Genomic DNA, 18,507 nt, shown 5'->3' on the forward strand with positions numbered 1-18,507 from the left:
GCAGCTCGACCAGCGGTTCCTCCCTGTTCGCGGACCCGCCGGACGCCTCGACCGGCCCCACCGCCGCCGGTCAGATCCCGTCGGCGAGTTCGGCCAGCCTGTTCCCGACGGCCTCGGGGTCGATCCCCGTGTCGTTGGTCAGCACCGTCACGGACAGGCCGGACGACGGCCGGATGCTGTTGGCGCTGCGGAACCCCGTGACCAGCCCTCCGTGGTAGTAGGTGAGGCCGGGCCCGCTGTCGTGGACCTCGATGCCGTACCCGTACCCCACCGGCGTGCCCGGCACCTGCGCGCGCGGCACCACCATCGACGCCAGCGACCCGGCGTTCAGCACGGCGGGCGTCCCGGTGAGCAGGAAGGCGTTCCACCGCGCCAGGTCGCCCGTGCTGGACACCACGCCGCCCGCCGCGTAGTACAGCGACGGGTGGTCCTCGCCGGGTGTCGTCCAGTCCGTGTACCCCTTGGCGCGCGGGGCGGCGCCGCCGTCGTAGCGGGTGTCGCGCATCCCGAGCGCGTCGAACAGCTGCCGCCGCAGGAACGTCCCGTAGTCCATCCCGGACAGTCGTTCGACCAGCAGCCCGAGGACGACGTACCCGGAGTTGCTGTACCTCCACTGCGTCCCCGGCTCGAAGTCGAGCGGTTTGCCCGCCACGTAGGAGATCAGCTCCGCCGGGGCCACCTCGCGGTTCTGGAACCGGGCCGCCTCCTCCTCGGGGGCGGAGGTGTAGTTGTAGAGCCCGGACGTGTGCAGCAGCAGCTGCTCGACGGTGATCGGCGCCCACTCGGCGGGGCAGCCCTGGAGGTAGGCGCAGACCGGTTCGGTGACGCGCAGCTTGCCCTGCTCCTGCAACCGCAGCACGGCGACGGCCGTGAACTGCTTGGTGATCGACCCGACCTCGAACCGGGTGTCCGGCGTGATCGGCGCGCCCGACTCGACGTCGGCGGGCCCGTAGCCCTTGCGCAGCAGCACGTCCGTGCCCCGCCGCACCTCGACGGCGCCGCGGAACTGCTGCTGCCCCACGAGCCCGGTCAGGTAGTCGTCGAGCGGTCCGCCGTCCGGCGTCGGCGGGACGGACACGGCGGACGGCACCGACGGCGGCGTGGACGACGGGGCGGCCGGGGCCGAGGACGACGCGGGTGGGGGCGGCGTGGACGACGGGGCCGGGGCCGGGGCGGTGGTGCACGCCACCGCGAGACCGGCGACGCACAGCACCGCACCCACCACCGCACGCACCGAGCCGACCACGGCCACCCCCTTCACGAGGTGACTCTACGTCGTCAACCTGCGACGTTGCGCTCGGACTCCTCGACGGCCGGGCTGAACGGCAGCACGCGGGCCCCCGGCTCGGGAGCGGTCGCCGCGAGCCGGGCCAGCAGCGCCGGGGTGACGCCCCGGTAGGCGGCCGGGTCGACCGGGTTGAGCCAGTGCGACGCCCGGACGCGCGCCGTGACGTCCAGGTCGAGGTCGCCGAGCACCTCGTCCACGTTGTGCATCGAGAACGGGATGATCTTCGTGCCGCGGCAGTGGTGGCCGTCCGTGGCGGCGTCCATGAACGCCAACTGCTCCACGACCGCACCGCGCATCGCGCCCGCCTCCGGCAGCGGGACGGCGCCCGCGATGTCGGCGGCGATCCAGACGGCGGCCATCTCGGCGTTCAACGGGCTGAAGAACGAGGAGTTGTAGCCGTTGAAGTACAGGCCGGGCACGCCCAGCGGCAGGATCTGCCGGTACAGCATGAAGTTGCCGCGCTCGTCGAACAGCTCCCGCCGCACGTCCTCGGCCAGGAACGGCACCCCCTGGGTGAACCCGGTGGCGCACACGACCAGGTCGGCGGGCAGCTGGACGCCGTCGCTCAGCTCGGCGAACGGCTTCCCGTCCCGCGCGAGGAGGCGGGTGACCGTGCGGTCGCGGCGCACGGTGATGCGGCCCTCGGCGACGCCCTCGAAGAAGCCCTCGGTCGCGAGGCCGATGGCGCCGCGGACGATGTCCTCCATGGTCCCGGCGGGCACCAGGTCCAGCCGCTCGAGCCCGAACTGGCGGACCGACACCGAGCCGACGGAGTTGAGCATGGCGCGCCGCAGGCCGTTGCCCGGCCCGTGCAGGAACTTCTCGACGCCGCGCGGCCGCAGGTAGCGGAACAGCGCCTCGCCCATCCTGGTGAGCAGCAGCATCTTGAAGTTCAGCACGCCCGCGATCCTGCGCGGCACCTTCCACAGCAGTTGGCGGGCGATCACGTCCGTGCTGGCGGCGACCTCGCTGACCGGCACGGTCACGTCGCACGCCGACTTGCCGTAGCCGACGACCAGCACGTGCCTGTCCCGCGCCTCCTCGGCGTCGTGGAACTCCGTGCCCGCGAGCAGCCTCCCGCCCGCGGCGGTGAACTCCTCGACACCGGGGTAGGCCGGGACCATCGGCTCGCAGAACACGCCGTTGGCGACGACCAGCCGGTCGAACACCTCGGTGCCGACGGTGGTCGCCACGGTCCACCGGCCGTCGACGTCGCGCCTGGCGCTGGTGACCTCGGTCCCGAGCCGCAGCACGCGGTCGACCCCGTACCGGGCCGCGTAGGCCGCGAAGTACTCCTGGACCTGCTTCCCGTCCGGCCACTCGGGGTAGTCCTCCGGCATCGGGAAGTCCGACAGCGAGTACTGGGCCTTGGAGCTCTGGGTCGTCACGCCGGGGTAGCGGCGGGTCGCGCTCCACACGCCGCCGACGTCGGGCGCCTTGTCGAACACGGCCAGGTCGTGACCGGCCTGGAGCAGGACCTTGGCGGTGGCGAGGCCCGCGACGCCCGCACCGATGACGGCGATCCGCATGGCTACTCGGCCTCCGACGGGATCTGGAGCTCGATGCCGAAGTCCGCCATGATCGACTTCATCAGGGTCATGTCCTTGGGACCGGGCGGCATGTCCGCGAGCGCCTGGTAGTACCGCTCCAGCCCGGCGGGCGACACGACGGAGACCACCCGCGCCTCCTCGGCGTAGGGGTTGCGGAACGCGTGCACCACGTCGCGCGGCAGGAACAGGAAGTCGCCGTGCCCGATGGTGAACTCCTCGCCGCCGAGGGACACGTCCATCTTGCCCGCCAGGCAGATGAACGACTCGTCCTCGCGGGTGTGCAGGTGCGGAGGAGGACCGTTGGTCTCCGGCGGGACCGCGTACTCGAACATCGAGTAGGCGTCCCGCGTGGACTTCCCGTCCGCCTTGACCGTGATGCCGAGCCCGATCGCCGCGATGGCGCGGCCTTCGCGAGAGGGGAGCATGTAGCCGCCGCCCAGGGTCACCGGAGTCTCCTTCGTGGTGGTCGGAGTGTCAGCGGTCACAGCCTGGGGGTGACCACGGCGATCCACCAAACCCCAGTCCCGCTCACCGGGACTCTTTCCTCACCGGCGGGTGGCGTACGCCCGTGACGCGGCGGCGGCCGCCAGCCGTACAGCGGGCCCGATGCGGTCCGCGCGCACGAGCGCCGTGGGGCCGGTGACCGACAGGGCGGCCACGACGTCGCCGAGCGGACCGAAGACCGGGGCGGCCACGCAGTTCACCCCGATGTTGCCCTCCTCGCGGTCGACGGCCCAGCCCCGGTCCGGGATGGCGGCCAGCTCGCGCAGGACGGCGACCTCGCTGGTGAGCGTGCGGGGTGTGCGCGCGACCATCCCGGCGGCGAGCACCTCCGCGACCACGGCGGGGTCGGAGTAGGCCAGGATCGCCCGGCCCAGGCCGGAGCAGTGGGCCGGGATCGTGCCGCCGACCTGCGACAGCATCGGCATCGGCTGGTGACCGGTGATCTTCTCCACGACCAGCACCTGCGCCCCCTTGAGCACGCCGAGCTGCACGGTGGTCCTGGTCGCGTTGTACAGGTCCTGGAGGAACGGCAGCACGGACTCGCGCAGCTCGTGCCGGATCGGCGCCAGGCCGGACAGCTCGAACAGCCGGTTGCCGATCCGGTACCGGTCCTTCGGCTTGTCCAGCCACCCGAGCCTGATCATCCGGTCGGCGGTGCGGTGGGTGGTGGAGCGCGGCAGCCCGCAGCGGGTGACCAGCGCGGCGAGGGTCAGCTCCCGGTGCTCGGCGTCGAACGCGCCCAGGATGGCGGCGGCGCGGTCCAGCCCGCCCATCCCCTCAGAACTTCCGTCCCGCTCAGCGGGACTCACCGTTGGCTCCCCGAGTTCACACGGGTCAGGCTAACCCCGTCGCGACGATCTCCCCAGGAGGAAGCCATCAGCACTCGGACCGCACTCGTGGGCGGCGGTGCCGCGGGCATCGGCCACGCCACGGCGGAGCACCTGGCCCGCGCGGGCCACCAGGTCGTCATCACCGGGCGTCGGGAGGACGTGCTCCAGGACGCCGCGGCCCGGCTGCGGGACCGCACCGGCGCCACCGTGCTCGCGCTCGTGAACGACGTGTCCGCACCGGGTGCCGCGCACGCCGCGCTGACGGAGGTCGTGGACCGCTTCGGCTCGCTCGACGTCCTCGTGCTCAACGCGGGCGGCCCACCACCGGGCCGGATCCTGGACGTCGGCGACGAGCAGTGGCGGGAGGCGTTCGACCTGCTCCTGCTCGGCCCGCTGCGGCTGGCCGGGTTGGCGCTGCCCGGCATGGCCGAACGCGGCTTCGGCCGGGTGGTGTTCGTGACGTCCTCGGCCGTGCGGCAGCCGCAGCCCGACCTGGCGACGTCGGTCGTGCTGCGCTCCGGCGTGACCGCGGCGGCGAAGCTGCTGTCGCGGGAGTTCGCGGCCGAGGGCGTGACGGTGAACTGCGTGGCCCCCGGCGCCACCGCGACCGAGCGCCGCGCCCAGGTGCTCGGCGAGCGCGCCGCGGCGGCGGGCCGCGACCTCGCCGACGTCGCCGCCGAGGACGCCGCGCACGTCCCGACGGGCCGGGCGGGCGAACCGGAGGAGGTCGGTGCCGCCGTGGCGTTCCTGGCGTCCGACGCGGCGAGCTACGTGAACGGGACCGTCCTGGCGGTCGACGGTGGACGAACGGAGACGATCTGATGGCCCAGTCCGGACCGGACTTCAGCATGGCCGAGTTCCTCGGCGCCATAGCCGACACCGTGCGGCCGAGCGCGCTGCGGCCGGTGGTCGTGCGCGCCGCGGAACTGGAGACCCTGCCCGCCGCGCAGGTCCACAACCCCACGACGCTGTCCATCGCGGGGAAGCTGCCGACCGCGACGTTCGAGATCTTCCGGCAGACGATCCCGCCGGGCCTCACGTCGGACATGCAGCGCCACCACCACGAGACGGTGCACTACGTCATCTCCGGCGACGGCCACAGCGAGGTCGAGGACGAGACCGAGAGCTGGTCCACCGGCGACTTCGTCTACACGCCGCCGTGGACGTGGCACCGGCACCACAACGACTCGACCGAGCACCCGGTCGAGTTCCTGACCATCGAGAACTCCCGGCTGCTCACCGCACTCGGCGTCGGACGGCGGCAGAGCGCGGGCCTGGCGACCCTCGCGGAGGCCCGCGCCCGCTTCACGGAGGAGACCTCATGAGCGCCCTGCCCGAGCACATCAGCGTCTGGGGGGAGCTGGCCGACGTCGACCACCAGCTCCGCCACGTGGACGTCGACGGCGTCCGCACCAGGGTGTTGCAGGCCGGGGAGGGGCCGGACCTGGTCCTGCTGCACGGCACCGGCGGCCACCTGGAGGCCTACGCCCGCGACATCGCGGGGCTGGCGGCGGACTTCCGCGTCACCGCCTACGACATGGTCGGCCACGGCTGGTCGGACCTGCCGGACCTCCCGTACACGATCGACGTCCTGTCGGCGCACCTGCTGGGGCTGATGGACGCGCTCGGCATCGGGTCCGCGCACCTGTCCGGCGAGTCGCTGGGCGGCTGGGTCGTGGCGTGGACCGCCGCCCACCACCCCGAGCGGGTCGACCGGCTCGTGCTGAACACGCCGGGCAACATCGCGAACAAGCCCGAGGTCATGGCCAGGATGCGGGACAGCACCAGGGCCGCGGTGCGGGACCCGAGCGACGAGACCGTGCGCCGCCGCGTCGAGTTCCTGTTCCACCACAAGGAGATGGTGACCGACGAACTGGTGAACCTGCGGCGCGCGGTGTACAGCCGCCCCGGCTTCACCCAGGCGATCGAGAACACGCTCGTGCTCCAGGACCCGGTGGTGCGCGAGGACTTCGCCTGGGACCCGTCGTGGGTCGGGAAGGTCACCGCGCCGACGCTGCTGCTGTGGACCGAGCACGACCCCACCGGCGGGCTCGACGAGGCGGACGTGCTGCTGGGGTGGCTGCCCGACGCGCGGCTGCACGTGATCGCCGACGCCGGGCACTGGCCGCAGTGGGAGAAGCCCGCCGAGTACCTGCGCGCGCACCACGACTTCCTCGTCCTCGCCGTGGACCCCTCATGAGCGAGATCATCGGTTTCGTGGGCATGTCCCACTCCCCCTTCGCGACCATGACGCCGCCGAGCGACCCGTCGCAGCCCGGCGGCGCGTTCCTCGCGGGCACCGAGCGCGTGGCGCGGACCGTGGCGGAGCTGGCCCCCGACGCGATCGTCGTCATCGGCCCCGACCACTTCCACGCCAACTTCTACGACGTCATGCCGCCGTTCGTGCTCGGCGTGGAGGAGGCGATCGGGTTCGGCGACTTCGACAGCCGCTCCGGCCCGCTGCCGGTGGCCCCGCAGCTCGCGTGGTCGATCCGCGACGGGCTCGCGGCCGACGGGTTCGACCTGTCGCTGTCGTACTCGCTCACCGTCGACCACGGCGTGGTGCAGTCCTACGAGATGGTGTCCGGCGGTGCGCCGATCCCGCTGGTGCCGCTGGTGGTCAACACCGCGGCACCGCCGCTGCCCAGCATGGAGCGCTGCGTGCGCCTCGGTGTGGCGCTCGGCGACGCGATCCGCTCGTCGGCGTTCGCCGGGCGGGTGCTGGTCGTCGCCAGCGGCGGGCTGTCGCACTGGCTGCCGTCCAACGACCCGCGCGAGGTCGACGGGGAGCGGCGCGAGTCGGTCATCCACGGCCGCAAGGACGTCCGCGCGTTCGCCGCCGCGCGCGAGCCGCGGGTGCGGGCGATGGGCGGCGACCCGAACGCCAGGGTCAACGCGGAGTGGGACGACTGGTTCCTCACGCAGCTCTCGGCGGCGGACACCGCGCCGATCGCGGCGCTCGGCGACGCGGCGCTGGAGGACAGCGCGGGCAGCGGCGGGCACGAGGTCCGGGCGTGGTTGATCGGCCAGGCCGCCGTCGGGGAACCGCTGCGGTGGACCAGTTACGAGCCCGTCCCGGAGTGGATCACCGGCATGGGCATCGGCACGAGCTTCGAGGTGCGCTGACATGACGACGACCGAGGCGTACCTCCGACTGGCGTCCGCGCGAGCGGGTCGCCGCCCCTGTCCCCCGATCCGCGACCTGCTGCCCGTGGGCGACGTGGACGCCGCCTACCGGGTGCAGTCCACGTGGCTCTCCGAGCGGATCGCGGCGGGTTCGTCGGTCGTGGGCCGCAAGATCGGCCTGACCAACCCCGTCGTGCGCGAGCAGCTCGGCGTGGACCAGCCCGACTTCGGCTTCCTGCTGGACGACATGGTGTGCCCCGAGGGCCTGCCCGTCGACATCACCCGCACGCTCCAGCCGAAGATCGAGGCGGAGATCGCCTTCGTGCTGGCCCACGACCTCACCGAGGACGAGATCGGCCCCGCCGAGGTCGCCGCCGCGACCGACCACGTGGTCGCCGCGCTGGAGGTCGTGGACAGCCGGATCGAGGGCTGGGACATCGGCATCCTCGACACCGTCGCCGACAACGCCTCCTCCGGCCTGTTCGTGCTCGGCTCCGGCCCCGTCCCCCTGGACGGCCTGGACCTGGCCGCGTGCACCATGACCATGAGCCGCGACGACGAGGTCGTGTCCACGGGCACGGGCGCGGACTGCCTGGGCGACCCCCTGCTGGCCGTGGCGTGGCTGGCCGCGACCGCACGCGACCGGGGCCGTCCCCTGCGCCGGGGCGAGGTCGTGCTGTCCGGCGCGCTGGGCCCGATGGTGCCGGTCATCCCCGGCGACCGCTTCCGCGCGGAGATCAGCGGCCTCGGCGACGTGGCGGCCCTGTTCACCGGGGGCCGGTCGTGAAGGTCGCCGTGATCGGGTCGGGCAACATCGGCACCGACCTGATGATCAAGGTGCTGCGCGTGGGGCAACGCCTGGAGATGGGCGCGCTGGTGGGCATCGACCCGGAGTCCGACGGGCTGGCCAGAGCAGACCGCCTGGGTGTGCCCACCACCTCCGGCGGCGTGGAGGGCCTCGTGGCCATGCCGGGCTTCGAGGACGTCCGCATCGTCTTCGACGCCACCTCGGCCAAGGCGCACGAGGCCAACGCCCGAGCACTGGCACCGCACGACATCAGGCTGATCGACCTCACCCCGGCGGCACTGGGCCCGTTCGTCGTCCCCGCCGTGAACCTCGACCACCACCTGGACGCCCGCGACCTCAACATGGTCACCTGCGGCGGCCAGGCCACCATCCCCGTCGTGGCGGCGGTGGGCAGCACGACCCACGTGCCCTACGCGGAGATCGTCGCCTCCATCGCCTCCAGGTCCGCGGGCCCCGGCACCAGGGCCAACATCGACGAGTTCACCGAGACCACGGCCGCCGCCATCGAATCGGTCGGCGGCGCGCGGCGCGGCAAGGCGGTGATCGTCCTCAACCCGGCCGAACCACCACTCGTCATGCGCGACACCGTGTTCTGCCTGGTGGAAGACCCGGACGACCGCGCCATCACCCACGCGGTGGAACGCATGGTCGAGGACGTGGCCACCTACGTCCCCGGCTACCGCCTCAAGCGCCCGGTCCAGATCACCCCCCTGGACGGCCCCGTGCACACCCTCGTGGGAGACAGCGCGGTCACCCACAGGGTCAGCGTGTTCCTGGAGGTCGAGGGGGCGGCCCACCACCTCCCCGCCTACGCGGGCAACCTCGACATCATGACCTCGGCGGCCCTCCGCGTCGGCGAGCGGATCGCGGAGACCACCACATGACCAGGAGCCTGTACGTCCAGGACGTCACCCTGCGAGACGGCATGCACGCCACCAAGCACCACCTCAGCCCCGCCACGGCGGCGAAGGTGGCCGCGGCCCTCGACGCGGCAGGCGTGGACGCCATCGAGGTGGCCCACGGCGACGGCCTCTCCGGCGGCAGCCTCGTCTACGGCCCTGGCAGCAACACCGACTGGGAGTGGATCGAAGCCGTAGCCGGCGCCGTCACCCGAGCACGCATCACCACGCTGCTGCTACCGGGGATCGGCACGGTGGCCGACCTGGAACGAGCCCACGACATGGGCGTCACCTCGATCAGGATCGCCACCCACTGCACCGAAGCGGACGTCTCGGCACAGCACATCGAGACCGCACGAGAACTGGGCATGGACGTCTCCGGCTTCCTCATGATGTCCCACAGGGCATCGCCGGAAGAACTGGCAGAACAAGCCAAACTCATGGAGTCCTACGGCGCGCACTGCGTCTACGTGACGGACTCGGCGGGCAGGCTGACAGTGAACGACGTACGGGAAAGAATCCGCGCCTACCGCACAAAACTAGCCCCGACAACAGAAATCGGCATCCACGCCCACGAAAACCTCTCCCTCTCGGTAGCCAACTCACTGGCAGCAGCGGAAGAGGGCGCCACCAGGGTAGACGCCTCACTGGCGGGCCACGGCGCAGGCGCGGGCAACTGCCCACTGGAACCCTTCATCGCCGTGGCGACCCTGGAGGGCTGGCACCACAACTGCGACCTCTTCGCCCTGCAAGACGCAGCGGAAACCCTGGTCCGCCCACTACAGGACCGCCCGGTGAGAGTGGACGGAGACACCCTGACCCTGGGCTACGCAGGCGTCTACTCCAGCTTCCTAAGACACGCGGAAACAGCAGCAAAAACCCACAACGCAGAAGTAAGACAACTACTGATAAAAGCAGGCGAACAAGGCCTGGTAGGCGGCCAAGAAGACCTACTGCAAGACATAGCCCTAAGTATGACAAAACCCAACCACAGCAAACAGGAAGACACGGCTTTCCCTAAACCAGTGGCCGATTTTACTCGGGGGATTTGACCCTTACCCCGGTAGATCGGGCAGGTTGACACCACCTGCCCTTTAGCCCGATCACAGGGTCAAATCGAGGGGTCCCCGAGTCACATCGGCCACCACCGCTGGGACTCGCGGCCACCCGACCCGACGGACTTGCAGCTACCGGATCCGACGGACTTGCAGCCACCCGACCCCACGGGCCCAACAGCAACCCGACCCCGACACGATCAGCAGCCACCCGATCCCGACACGACCTCAACTACCCGATCCGACGCCACCACCGACCACCGGAACCAGCAACAACCCGCCCCACCGAGCCCCTGACCCGAACCACCCCCACCACCAAGAACACCGCACAACCCCCCACCCCCGTCCCCACCAACAACCCCTCCCCGCCCCCACCGGCCAACACCACCGCAGCCACCCCGCTGGCCACGGCAAACCCCACAGCCCCACAGGAGTAGAGAACGGAGAACGCCACCGACCACTCCTCGACCGGCAGGGCCTCCGCGACGCTCACACCGCGAGCGGTGCTGGCGGCAGCCTGGAAGAACCCGGCAACGCCCACCAGCACCACCGTGGCGACGACGGACCCCACCACCCCCACCCCGACGACCACGCCCCCGAACAACGAAGCCAGCACCAGCGTGTGCCCCAGCACCGACCCGCGCCACCGCCGAACCCCGTACACGAAACTGCCCACCACGCTGAAGACGGCCAGCAACGACAACGCCACCCCGGCCCACCCGGCAGCCCCACCACGCCCCTCCACCACACCGGGCAACGTCACCTCGACCACGGCCTGCAAAGCCATCACCACGACGGCCACCACCACCGAGGGCCACACGACCCGCAGGACCCGCACGCCCACCGCCCCACCGGCCCCAGCCGCAGACCCACCCAGCGACTCGGGCAACCGCCCCGCCACACCCACCACCGCGACCAGCCCGGCGGCAACGGCCAGCAGCGCCACGTCGGGCTCCCCCAGCACCACCGCCCCGGCGGCCAACGCGGGCCCGGCGATCTGACACACCTGGTTCACGATCACGTCGAGCGCCATCGCGCTCTCCCGCTCGCCGAGGGCCGAGGAGACCAGCACCGTCCGCAGTCCGCCGAACGTCCCGCTGGCCACTCCCCCACCGACGGCGGCGAGCACGACGGCCCCCAACGGCACCCCGCCCCGCAGCGCCACCACGACCCCCACCAACGCGACCGCCTCCACCACGGCCACCCGACGCAGCTCCGCCCGCAGCGGGCAGCGCTGGAACCGGGCCCCCATCCACGGCGCTGCGACGGCTTCCCCGACCGCGTAGGCCCCCACGACCACGGCGCCCCACGCGTAGGACCCCGTGTGCGCCTCGGCGATGAACACGACGGCCAGCGGAACGGTGCACACCGCGAGCCGGGTGGCGACCGTCGCCACCATCCACCACCACGTCGACGACCGCGAGAGCAACACCCGGTACCCGCCCACCAGCACCTCCGCCGAGCGCACGCTGGACCACCCGCCCCGGAGGATCCCGTCATGGCGACCACCGCGCCAGGGCACGACGTCTTCACCCCTGATCGGCGAGGTCGACGACCACTCGCCTGCCCCGTTCGACGTGGTGGCCGGGGGCGTCGGGCCGGGACGGTGCGGTCGGCCTGCTCGACGTCGACCCGGACGGGGCCCGCGCGCCGCGCGGGCTGGTGGGCGACCTGGCCCCGGCCGAGCGGCGCGACCACCTGGTGGGCGTCGAACCCGGTCCGGTCCGCTGAGATGGCGGGAGCCCGGACCGTGGTTCAACCTGGAGGAGCCGGGGTACCCCGGCCGGACCTGTTGTGGGCGGAGGGGCACGAGTGTCGAGTGGGCGCGAGGTCATCACGGCGGAGGTCGCCGGAGTCGTGAGCGAGCAGGGCGCTGGGGCGGTGGGGCTGCCCGAGGGGATCACCGCCGTCCTGTTCGACCTGGACGGGGTCCTGACCAGCACGGCCGCCGTCCACCAGCGGGCGTGGAGGACGACGTTCGACGACCTGCTGCGGGAGCGCGACGGCGACGGGTTCAGCCCGTTCACCGAGTCCGACTACCTGCGGTTCGTCGACGGCAGGCCGCGCTACGAGGGCGTGCGGGAGTTCCTGGCGTCGCGGAACGTCGACCTCCCCAAGGGCGAGCCCGACGACGAGCCCGGTCACGGCAGCGTCCACGCGGTGGGCAACCTCAAGAACCGGCTGCTGGAGTCGATCATCGCCAGGGACGGCGTGACGGCGTACCCCGGCTCCGTGCGGTACCTGGAGGCCGTGCGGGCCGCAGGGCTGCCGATCGGGGTCGTGACGGCGTCGGCCAACGGGGAGCTGGTGCTGGAGAAGGCGGGTCTCACGCCGTTCGTGGACACCCGGATCGACGGGGTCGTGCTCGCGCGGGACGGTCTGCGCGGCAAACCGGCCCCGGACTCGTTCCTGGCGGGGGCGCGGGCGCTCGGCGTCGAGCCGGGGTCCGCCGCGGTGTTCGAGGACGCGCTGGCGGGTGTGCAGGCCGGTCGGGCCGGCGGGTTCGGGCACGTGGTCGGCGTGAACCGGGGCAACCAGGCCGACGCGCTGGTCGAGCACGGCGCCGACGTGGTCGTGGCCGACCTCGCCGACCTCCTGGCGCGGCGCCGATGAGCGGCTACTCGGTCGAACCGTGGCAGCTGCGCTGGTCGGGTCTGGTCGTCGACGAGCTGCGGCGAACCGAGTCGACGTTCGCCCTGTCCAACGGGCACATCGGGCTGCGCGGCACCCTGGACGAGGGTGAGCCGCGCGGGCTGCCGGGCACGTACCTGAACGGCTTCTACGAGGAGCACCCGCTGCCCTACGGCGAGGCGGGCTACGGCTACCCGGAGGCGGGCCAGACGGTCGTCAACGTCACCGACGGCAAGATCATCCGGCTGCTGGTCGAGGACGAGCCGCTGGACATGCGCTACGGGCGCGCCGTCGAGCACGAGCGGGTGCTGGACTTCCGGACCGGGACGCTGCGCAGGCGCACCGAGTGGGTGTCGCCGACCGGCAAGCGCGTGGTGGTGCGCAGCGAGCGGCTGGTGTCGTTCACGCAGCGGGCCGTCGCCGCCGTGCGCTACGAGGTCGAGGTGGCCGAGGACACGCAGCTGGTCGTGCAGTCCGACCTGCTGGCGAACGAGCCGGTCGAGCGCGGTGAGAGCGACCCTCGGGTGGCCGTCGCGCTGGAGGACCCGCTGGTGGCCGACTTCGCGTTCGCCGAGAAGAACCGGGCCGTGCTGGCGCACCACGCGCGCAGCTCGGGCCTGCGGATGGCGGCGGCGATGGACCACGAGATCGAGGTGGACGACGGGATGCGCACCGACATCCACGTCGAGGAGCACATGGCCCGGTTCACCGCGGCCGTGGACGTGAAGGCGGGCCAGACGCTGCGGCTGACCAAGTACCTGGGCTACGGCTGGTCGGGGCAGCGGTCGGTGCCCGCGCTGCGCGCGCAGGTGGAGGCCGCGCTCGCGGGCGGCCTGCAAACGGGGTGGGAGGGGCTGCTGGAGGAGCAGCGGCGCTTCCTGGACGACTTCTGGGACGTCGCGGACATCCAGGTCGACGGCGACGAGGGCCTCCAGCAGGCCGTGCGCTTCGCGCTGTTCCACATCCTCCAGGCGGGGGCGCGCGGCGAGTCCCGCGCCATCGCGGGCAAGGGCCTCACCGGGCCGGGCTACGACGGGCACGCGTTCTGGGACACCGAGACGTTCGTGCTGCCGGTGCTGACCTACACGGTGCCCGAGGCGGCGCGGGACGCGCTGCGGTGGCGGCACTCGACGCTGGACAAGGCCAAGGAGCGCGCGGAGGTGCTCGGCCTGAAGGGCGCGGCGTTCCCGTGGCGGTCGATCAACGGCGCCGAGTGCTCGGCGTACTGGCCCGCGGGCACCGCGGCCATGCACGTCTCCGGTGACGTCGCCTACGCCACCGCCCAGTACGTCGACGCGACCGGCGACCGGGAGTTCGAGCGCGAGTCCGGGGTCGAGCTGCTCGTGGAGACGGCCCGGCTGTGGCTGTCGCTCGGGCACCACGACCAGCGCGGCGGCTTCCGCATCGACGGCGTGACCGGCCCGGACGAGTACTCCGCCATCGTGGACAACAACGTCTACACCAACCTGATCGCGCAGCGGAACCTGCGCAGCGCCATCGCCGCGTGCGAGCGGCACACCGACGTGGCCGAGCGGCTCGGGGTGGACGTCGAGGAGATCGCGGACTGGCGCGACGCGGCCGAGCACGTGGTGCTGCCGTTCGACGACATGCTCGGCGTGCACCAGCAGTCGGAGGACTTCACCGAGCACGCGGAGTGGGACTTCGCCGGGACCCCGCAGGAGAAGTACCCGCTGCTGCTGCACTACCCGTACTTCGGGCTGTACCGGGCGCAGGTGGTGAAGCAGGCGGACCTGGTGCTGGCGATGCACCTGCGCGGTGACGCGTTCACCGCCGAGCAGAAGGCCCGCAACTTCGCCTACTACGAGGCCAGGACGGTGCGGGACTCCTCGCTGTCGGCGAGCACGCAGGCGGTGCTCGCCGCGGAGGTCGGCCACCTCGACCTCGCCTACGACTACCTGGCCGAGGCGGCGTTCACCGACCTGCACGACCTGCACGACAACGTCCACAACGGACTGCACATGGCGTCGCTCGCGGGCGCGTGGAACGCGGTCGTGGCCGGGTTCGGCGGGATGCGCGACCACGACGGGCACGTGACGTTCGCGCCGCGCCTGCCCCCGGCGCTGAACCGGCTCGCGTTCCGGATGCTCGTGCGCGGGACCAGGCTGTCCGTGGAGATCGGCCGCGCATCGGCGACCTACCGGATCGTGTCCGGCGGCCCGTTCCGGACGGAGCACCACGGCGAGCCGATCGTGGTCGAGGCGGGCGCGGACGTGACGCTGCCGATCCCCGCCGCGCCGCGGCGGGACGAGCCGAGGCAGCCGCACGGCAGGCAGCCCGCGCACCGCGGGACGAACTGACCCGGTGGCACGGGTCTCCCGGCGCGAGCCGGGAGACCTGTTGCCAAGGCGCACCTCCTGGCCTACCATTGGCCACAATCCCCGCGGACGATGGCGATGCCTCCCGCGGATCTGCCGAAGGTCTCCCGCTCCGGTCCTCGTGACGACGACCGTGTGAACTCCGGGTCCTTCACCCCACACCCGCGCCCTGTCGCGGAATTCGACGCAACGCACAACCGTTGCGGTGGAAGGACATCACCCATGACCAGCTCAACCCTGCTCCGAAACCCCGACCCGTTCACGGTCGAACAGCTCGTCCCCGTCTCCGGCGTCGTCGACGTGCGGGGCAACTCCACGTTCCTGCGCACGTCCGGCTACCTGCCCGGCCCGAAGGACGCCGTCATCTCCACGCAGATCGCGCACAAGCACGGCCTGCGGCGCGGTGACCTCGTGACCGGTGCGGCCCGCACCCCCCGCGACGACAGGCGCCAGCGGTCGCTCCAACTGGCCCGTGTGGACACCGTCAACGGCGGTGACCTCGCGCGTGCGCTGTCCCGCGAGGACTTCACCGACCTGGTGCCGATCCACCCCGACGAGCGGCTGCGCCTGGAGACCGACCCGACCAACCTGACGACCCGCGTGATCGACCTGCTGATGCCGGTCGGCAAGGGCCAGCGCGCGCTGGTCGTCGCGCCGCCGAAGGCGGGCAAGACCTCCGTGCTGCACGCCATCGCGCACGCGATCGGCAAGAACAACCCCGAGTGCCACCTGATGGTCGTGCTCGTCGGTGAGCGCCCGGAGGAGGTCACCGACATGCGCCGGAACGTGCCGGGCGAGATCATCGCCTCCACGTTCGACCAGTCCCCCGCCGACCACGTCGCCATCGCCGAGCTCGCGATCGAGCGCGCCAAGCGCCTGGTCGAGGACGGCCACGACGTCGTGGTGCTGCTGGACTCCCTCACCAGGCTGGGCCGCGCCTACAACCTCGCCGCGCCCGCGTCGGGCCGGGTCCTGTCCGGCGGTGTGGACTCCGCGGCCCTGCTGCCGCCCAAGAAGTTCCTCGGCGCGGCCCGCAACATCGAGGGCGGCGGCTCGCTGACCATCTTCGCCACCGCGCTGGTGGAGACCGGGTCGGCGGGCGACACGCTGATCTTCGAGGAGTACAAGGGCACCGGCAACGCCGAGCTGAAGCTCGACCGCCGCATCGCCGGGAAGCGCGTCTTCCCCGCCGTGGACGTCGAGCAGTCCAGCACCCGCAAGGAGGAGCTCCTGCTGTCGCCGGAGGAACTGGCCGTGACGCGCACGCTGCGCCGCGCGCTCGACAGCCGCGACAGCCTCCAGTCCATCGAGGTCCTGCTCGACGGCCTGCGCAAGACCCGCACCAACATCGAGTTCCTCACCCAGCTCGACCGGTAGGCCGCCCAGGCCCCGAACAGCGCGTCGATCCGCGTGCGGGGCGCCGCCTCGTCGTGGCGCGGCGCCCGCGCGGGCCCCCCGGACCACCGCTAGGCGGTGAGGGGCAGCAGGACCGCCACCTCGGACTCGTCGTGGGGCAGGTACACCACCCGGACGACCGAACCGGGCTGCACGTGGCGGGACGCGGTGGGCGGCAGCGCCTTCTCCTGCGTCACGTCGAACAGGCTCTGGTCGCGCCGCGTGACCCGCAGGGTGAGCTGGACGACCGACCGGCCCTGACGGACCTCGCCGGTGGGCGACATGGCCAGCACGACGGCCTGCGCCTCCACGCCGCTGCGGGCGATGTGGAGCTGCTGCGGGGTGATGTGGCCCTTGGCGAGCTGGACGTGGTCGAGCGCGGCCTGGAGTTCGTGCTGGGCGGCGTCCGTGGCGAGCGCGACCCGGCCGTCCGGCAGGTACCGCACGGGCAGGACCGCGCCGGGCTGCACGGAGCCGATCTCGGTGAGGTCGACGATCTGGCGGGCGGTGCCGCGGAAGGTCCGGCCGTCGGGGGTGTCGACGTCGAGCTGGATGTCGAGCTGCGGCTGGTCGTTGACGCTCAGGCCGGTCCTGGCGACACCGACGACGGTGCCCATGCCGATCGGTGCGCCGAGGAACGCCTTCGGCACGCCCCCGGTCAGCGCGGCGAAACCGCCGCCGAGCTTGCCTGCGAGGGAGAACAGCACCGGTGCGACGAAGAGCAGGACGATCGGTCCGGCGAGCCAGCCGTTGAGCCACGCGAGCTGGTCGTCACCGGTCAGCCCGGTGGTGATGAACAGGGCGGTGCAGACGAGCCCGACGACGAGCACGGTCCAGGCGATGGCCTTCATGGTGGTTCCTCTTTCCAGGGTGGGTGGTGGTCAGGAGGGGTTGCCGAGGAAGTCGGTCGCGCCGACGGGCACCGCGGTGACCCGGCCGTCCGGTCCGCTGGTGACGAGCACGCCGCCCGCGGCGATCACGGCCGTGCCGTCCTCGCGGGTGACGGCCCGCTGGGGGGAGGAGTCGACGGCCAGGGAGCCGGTGACCGCTCCGGTGGTGAGCGAGACGGCGCTGATCTCGGTGCCGGTGTCGTTCACCGTGCGGTTGTGCTTGACCAGCACGTGCCCGGACACCGAGCCTGCCGCCGTCGCGCCGTCGAGCACGATGCTCGCGCCGTGGAACGGGGTGTCGCCGACCCTGGTCTCGGTGCCGTCGGCGCCGACGCGGACCAGGACGCCACCGGGACCGCCCGCGGGTCGGGGTCGCAGCTCGACCCGGTCGCCCGCGCCGAGCGCGGCCCTGTTCGACGTGGCGGGCGTGGTGGTGGGCCTGGCCGAGAGGGTGGCGAGCCAGACGGCCGTGGTGGCCTGGTCGGTCGGTGTGGCGACGACCTCGTCCAGCGGCAGGGCCAGCACGGCGCCGGTGGCGGTCATCGCCAGCACCCGCCGGTCGTCCGGGTCGTAGCCGTAGGCCGAGGGCGCGGCCACGTAGGAGCCGCCGAGGCCCTGGACGTCGGAGCCCCGCGCGACGAGCGCGCCGTCGTGCAGGTCCACGATCACCAGGCCCGACCCGGTGGCGACGTAGGCGTACCGCTCCCCCGCCGCGAGGACCCGCGCGTCCCAGACCAGCTCGTCGGAGAGCTGCACGTCCCACAGGACGTCGCCGGTGGCCGGGTCGGTCGCGGCGAGCCGCACCTGGAACAGGTCCCGCACCATCAGCTGGAACATGCCGCGCGCGCCGTGCCGCTCGTAGGGCACCAGCACCGCCTGGCGGCCGTTCACCGCGGCGAAGCCCACGCCGGGCTTGATCTCGACGTCCGGTTCGGGCGAGACCAGGTAGGAGAACCCGAAGAACATGAACCCGAAGAACAGCAGGGGCAGCAGGAGCAGGACCGGCGCCTTGACGACGCGGCGGCGGGCGGGGCGGGGCATCTCGTAGGGCGCGACCTGGCCGTAGGGCTGCGGCGTGTAGTCCTTCGGTGACTGGTACATGGGTGGCTCCCCCGGCTCGTCGTGCGGTGTGGGGAGAGCGTCCGACGCCGGTCCCGCCTACCGATCACAGGAACGGGCGGTCGCGGCGGCACGT

The 18,507-nt window shown here is 72.4% G+C and carries 16 protein-coding genes and 1 pseudogene; 10 read left to right on the plus strand and 7 right to left on the minus strand.

Annotated elements, in window-relative coordinates:
* Positions 1-70 precede the first annotated feature (70 nt).
* From AC156L_RS19425 to AC156L_RS19440, 4 genes are all read right to left on the minus strand, one after another.
* Positions 71-1,261, minus strand: coding sequence for a serine hydrolase domain-containing protein (locus tag AC156L_RS19425; protein WP_330883136.1), 1,191 nt, complete (start codon positions 1,259-1,261; stop codon positions 71-73).
* A gap of 17 nt (positions 1,262-1,278) precedes the next feature.
* A complete protein-coding gene (locus tag AC156L_RS19430; protein WP_330883133.1) occupies positions 1,279-2,817 on the minus strand; it encodes a flavin-containing monooxygenase in 1,539 nt (512 codons plus the stop codon).
* Positions 2,818-2,819: 2 nt separating this feature from the next.
* The gene (locus AC156L_RS19435; RefSeq protein WP_330883130.1) at positions 2,820-3,284 is read right to left on the minus strand and encodes a cupin domain-containing protein; all 465 of its coding nucleotides are present in this window, start codon (positions 3,282-3,284) and stop codon (positions 2,820-2,822) included.
* A 99-nt stretch (positions 3,285-3,383) separates the two neighbouring features.
* Positions 3,384-4,151, minus strand: a complete 768-nt coding sequence (locus AC156L_RS19440) for an IclR family transcriptional regulator (RefSeq protein ID WP_330883128.1) — start codon at positions 4,149-4,151, stop codon at positions 3,384-3,386.
* 66 nt (positions 4,152-4,217) lie between these two features.
* Here AC156L_RS19440 and AC156L_RS19445 point away from each other — a divergent pair, with 66 nt between their 5' ends.
* Genes AC156L_RS19445 through dmpG form a run of 7 tightly spaced genes read left to right on the plus strand, consistent with a single transcriptional unit; the run spans position 4,218 to position 10,057 of the window.
* Positions 4,218-4,994, plus strand: coding sequence for an SDR family oxidoreductase (locus AC156L_RS19445; protein WP_422664579.1), 777 nt, complete (start codon positions 4,218-4,220; stop codon positions 4,992-4,994).
* Complete coding sequence (locus AC156L_RS19450; RefSeq protein ID WP_330883124.1) at positions 4,994-5,497, plus strand: cupin domain-containing protein; 504 nt, start codon at positions 4,994-4,996, stop codon at positions 5,495-5,497. The genes AC156L_RS19445 and AC156L_RS19450 overlap by 1 nt, the downstream gene beginning before the upstream one ends.
* Entirely contained in the window at positions 5,494-6,372 is an 879-nt protein-coding gene (locus AC156L_RS19455; RefSeq protein WP_330883122.1) for an alpha/beta fold hydrolase, read from the plus strand. Before AC156L_RS19450 ends, AC156L_RS19455 begins: the two co-directional genes overlap by 4 nt.
* Positions 6,369-7,298: a DODA-type extradiol aromatic ring-opening family dioxygenase gene (locus AC156L_RS19460; protein WP_330883120.1), complete on the plus strand. Its 930-nt coding sequence runs from the start codon at positions 6,369-6,371 to the stop codon at positions 7,296-7,298. The genes AC156L_RS19455 and AC156L_RS19460 overlap by 4 nt, the downstream gene beginning before the upstream one ends.
* A 1-nt stretch (position 7,299) precedes the next feature.
* Positions 7,300-8,085: a 2-keto-4-pentenoate hydratase gene (locus AC156L_RS19465; RefSeq protein WP_330883118.1), complete on the plus strand. Its 786-nt coding sequence runs from the start codon at positions 7,300-7,302 to the stop codon at positions 8,083-8,085.
* Positions 8,082-8,990 carry an acetaldehyde dehydrogenase (acetylating) gene (locus tag AC156L_RS19470; protein ID WP_330883116.1) on the plus strand — a complete coding sequence of 303 codons (909 nt, stop codon included), beginning with the start codon at positions 8,082-8,084 and terminating at the stop codon, positions 8,988-8,990. The genes AC156L_RS19465 and AC156L_RS19470 overlap by 4 nt, the downstream gene beginning before the upstream one ends.
* Positions 8,987-10,057, plus strand: coding sequence for a 4-hydroxy-2-oxovalerate aldolase (gene dmpG / locus AC156L_RS19475; protein WP_330883114.1), 1,071 nt, complete (start codon positions 8,987-8,989; stop codon positions 10,055-10,057). Before AC156L_RS19470 ends, dmpG begins: the two co-directional genes overlap by 4 nt.
* Before the next feature lie 235 nt (positions 10,058-10,292).
* Here dmpG and AC156L_RS19480 read toward each other — a convergent pair whose 3' ends face one another.
* Positions 10,293-11,528: a hypothetical protein gene (locus AC156L_RS19480; protein WP_330883110.1), complete on the minus strand. Its 1,236-nt coding sequence runs from the start codon at positions 11,526-11,528 to the stop codon at positions 10,293-10,295.
* A gap of 413 nt (positions 11,529-11,941) precedes the next feature.
* On the opposite strand from AC156L_RS19480, the gene AC156L_RS19485 reads away from it, so the two are divergent.
* From AC156L_RS19485 to rho, 3 genes and pseudogenes are all read left to right on the plus strand, one after another.
* Positions 11,942-12,673 carry an HAD family hydrolase gene (locus AC156L_RS19485; RefSeq protein WP_330883257.1) on the plus strand — a complete coding sequence of 244 codons (732 nt, stop codon included), beginning with the start codon at positions 11,942-11,944 and terminating at the stop codon, positions 12,671-12,673.
* Positions 12,670-15,009: a glycoside hydrolase family 65 protein gene (locus tag AC156L_RS19490; RefSeq protein ID WP_330883108.1), complete on the plus strand. Its 2,340-nt coding sequence runs from the start codon at positions 12,670-12,672 to the stop codon at positions 15,007-15,009. Before AC156L_RS19485 ends, AC156L_RS19490 begins: the two co-directional genes overlap by 4 nt.
* A 291-nt stretch (positions 15,010-15,300) precedes the next feature.
* A pseudogene (rho, locus tag AC156L_RS19495) lies at positions 15,301-16,404 on the plus strand (transcription termination factor Rho); the annotation flags it as partial.
* A gap of 89 nt (positions 16,405-16,493) precedes the next feature.
* Here the strand turns inward: rho and AC156L_RS19500 are convergent.
* Together AC156L_RS19500 and AC156L_RS19505 are read right to left on the minus strand one after the other, a co-directional pair.
* Complete coding sequence (locus AC156L_RS19500; RefSeq protein WP_330883106.1) at positions 16,494-17,273, minus strand: hypothetical protein; 780 nt, start codon at positions 17,271-17,273, stop codon at positions 16,494-16,496.
* 30 nt (positions 17,274-17,303) lie between these two features.
* Entirely contained in the window at positions 17,304-18,413 is a 1,110-nt protein-coding gene (locus AC156L_RS19505) for a PA2928 family protein (protein ID WP_330883104.1), read from the minus strand.
* Positions 18,414-18,507 lie beyond the last annotated feature (94 nt).

The organism is Umezawaea sp. (assembly GCF_057122925.1).

Bases quoted from the DNA above. Each gene is read 5' to 3' on its own strand.
- AC156L_RS19430 (WP_330883133.1), bottom strand. From the start codon at position 2,817: ATGCGGATCGCCGTCATCGGTGCGGGCGTCGCGGGCCTCGCCACCGCC.
- AC156L_RS19465 (WP_330883118.1), top strand. From the start codon at position 7,300: ATGACGACGACCGAGGCGTACCTCCGACTGGCGTCCGCGCGAGCGGGT.
- dmpG (WP_330883114.1), top strand. From the start codon at position 8,987: ATGACCAGGAGCCTGTACGTCCAGGACGTCACCCTGCGAGACGGCATG.
- AC156L_RS19460 (WP_330883120.1), top strand. From the start codon at position 6,369: ATGAGCGAGATCATCGGTTTCGTGGGCATGTCCCACTCCCCCTTCGCG.
- AC156L_RS19490 (WP_330883108.1), top strand. From the start codon at position 12,670: ATGAGCGGCTACTCGGTCGAACCGTGGCAGCTGCGCTGGTCGGGTCTG.
- AC156L_RS19505 (WP_330883104.1), bottom strand. From the start codon at position 18,413: ATGTACCAGTCACCGAAGGACTACACGCCGCAGCCCTACGGCCAGGTC.
- AC156L_RS19500 (WP_330883106.1), bottom strand. From the start codon at position 17,273: ATGAAGGCCATCGCCTGGACCGTGCTCGTCGTCGGGCTCGTCTGCACC.
- AC156L_RS19450 (WP_330883124.1), top strand. From the start codon at position 4,994: ATGGCCCAGTCCGGACCGGACTTCAGCATGGCCGAGTTCCTCGGCGCC.
- AC156L_RS19455 (WP_330883122.1), top strand. From the start codon at position 5,494: ATGAGCGCCCTGCCCGAGCACATCAGCGTCTGGGGGGAGCTGGCCGAC.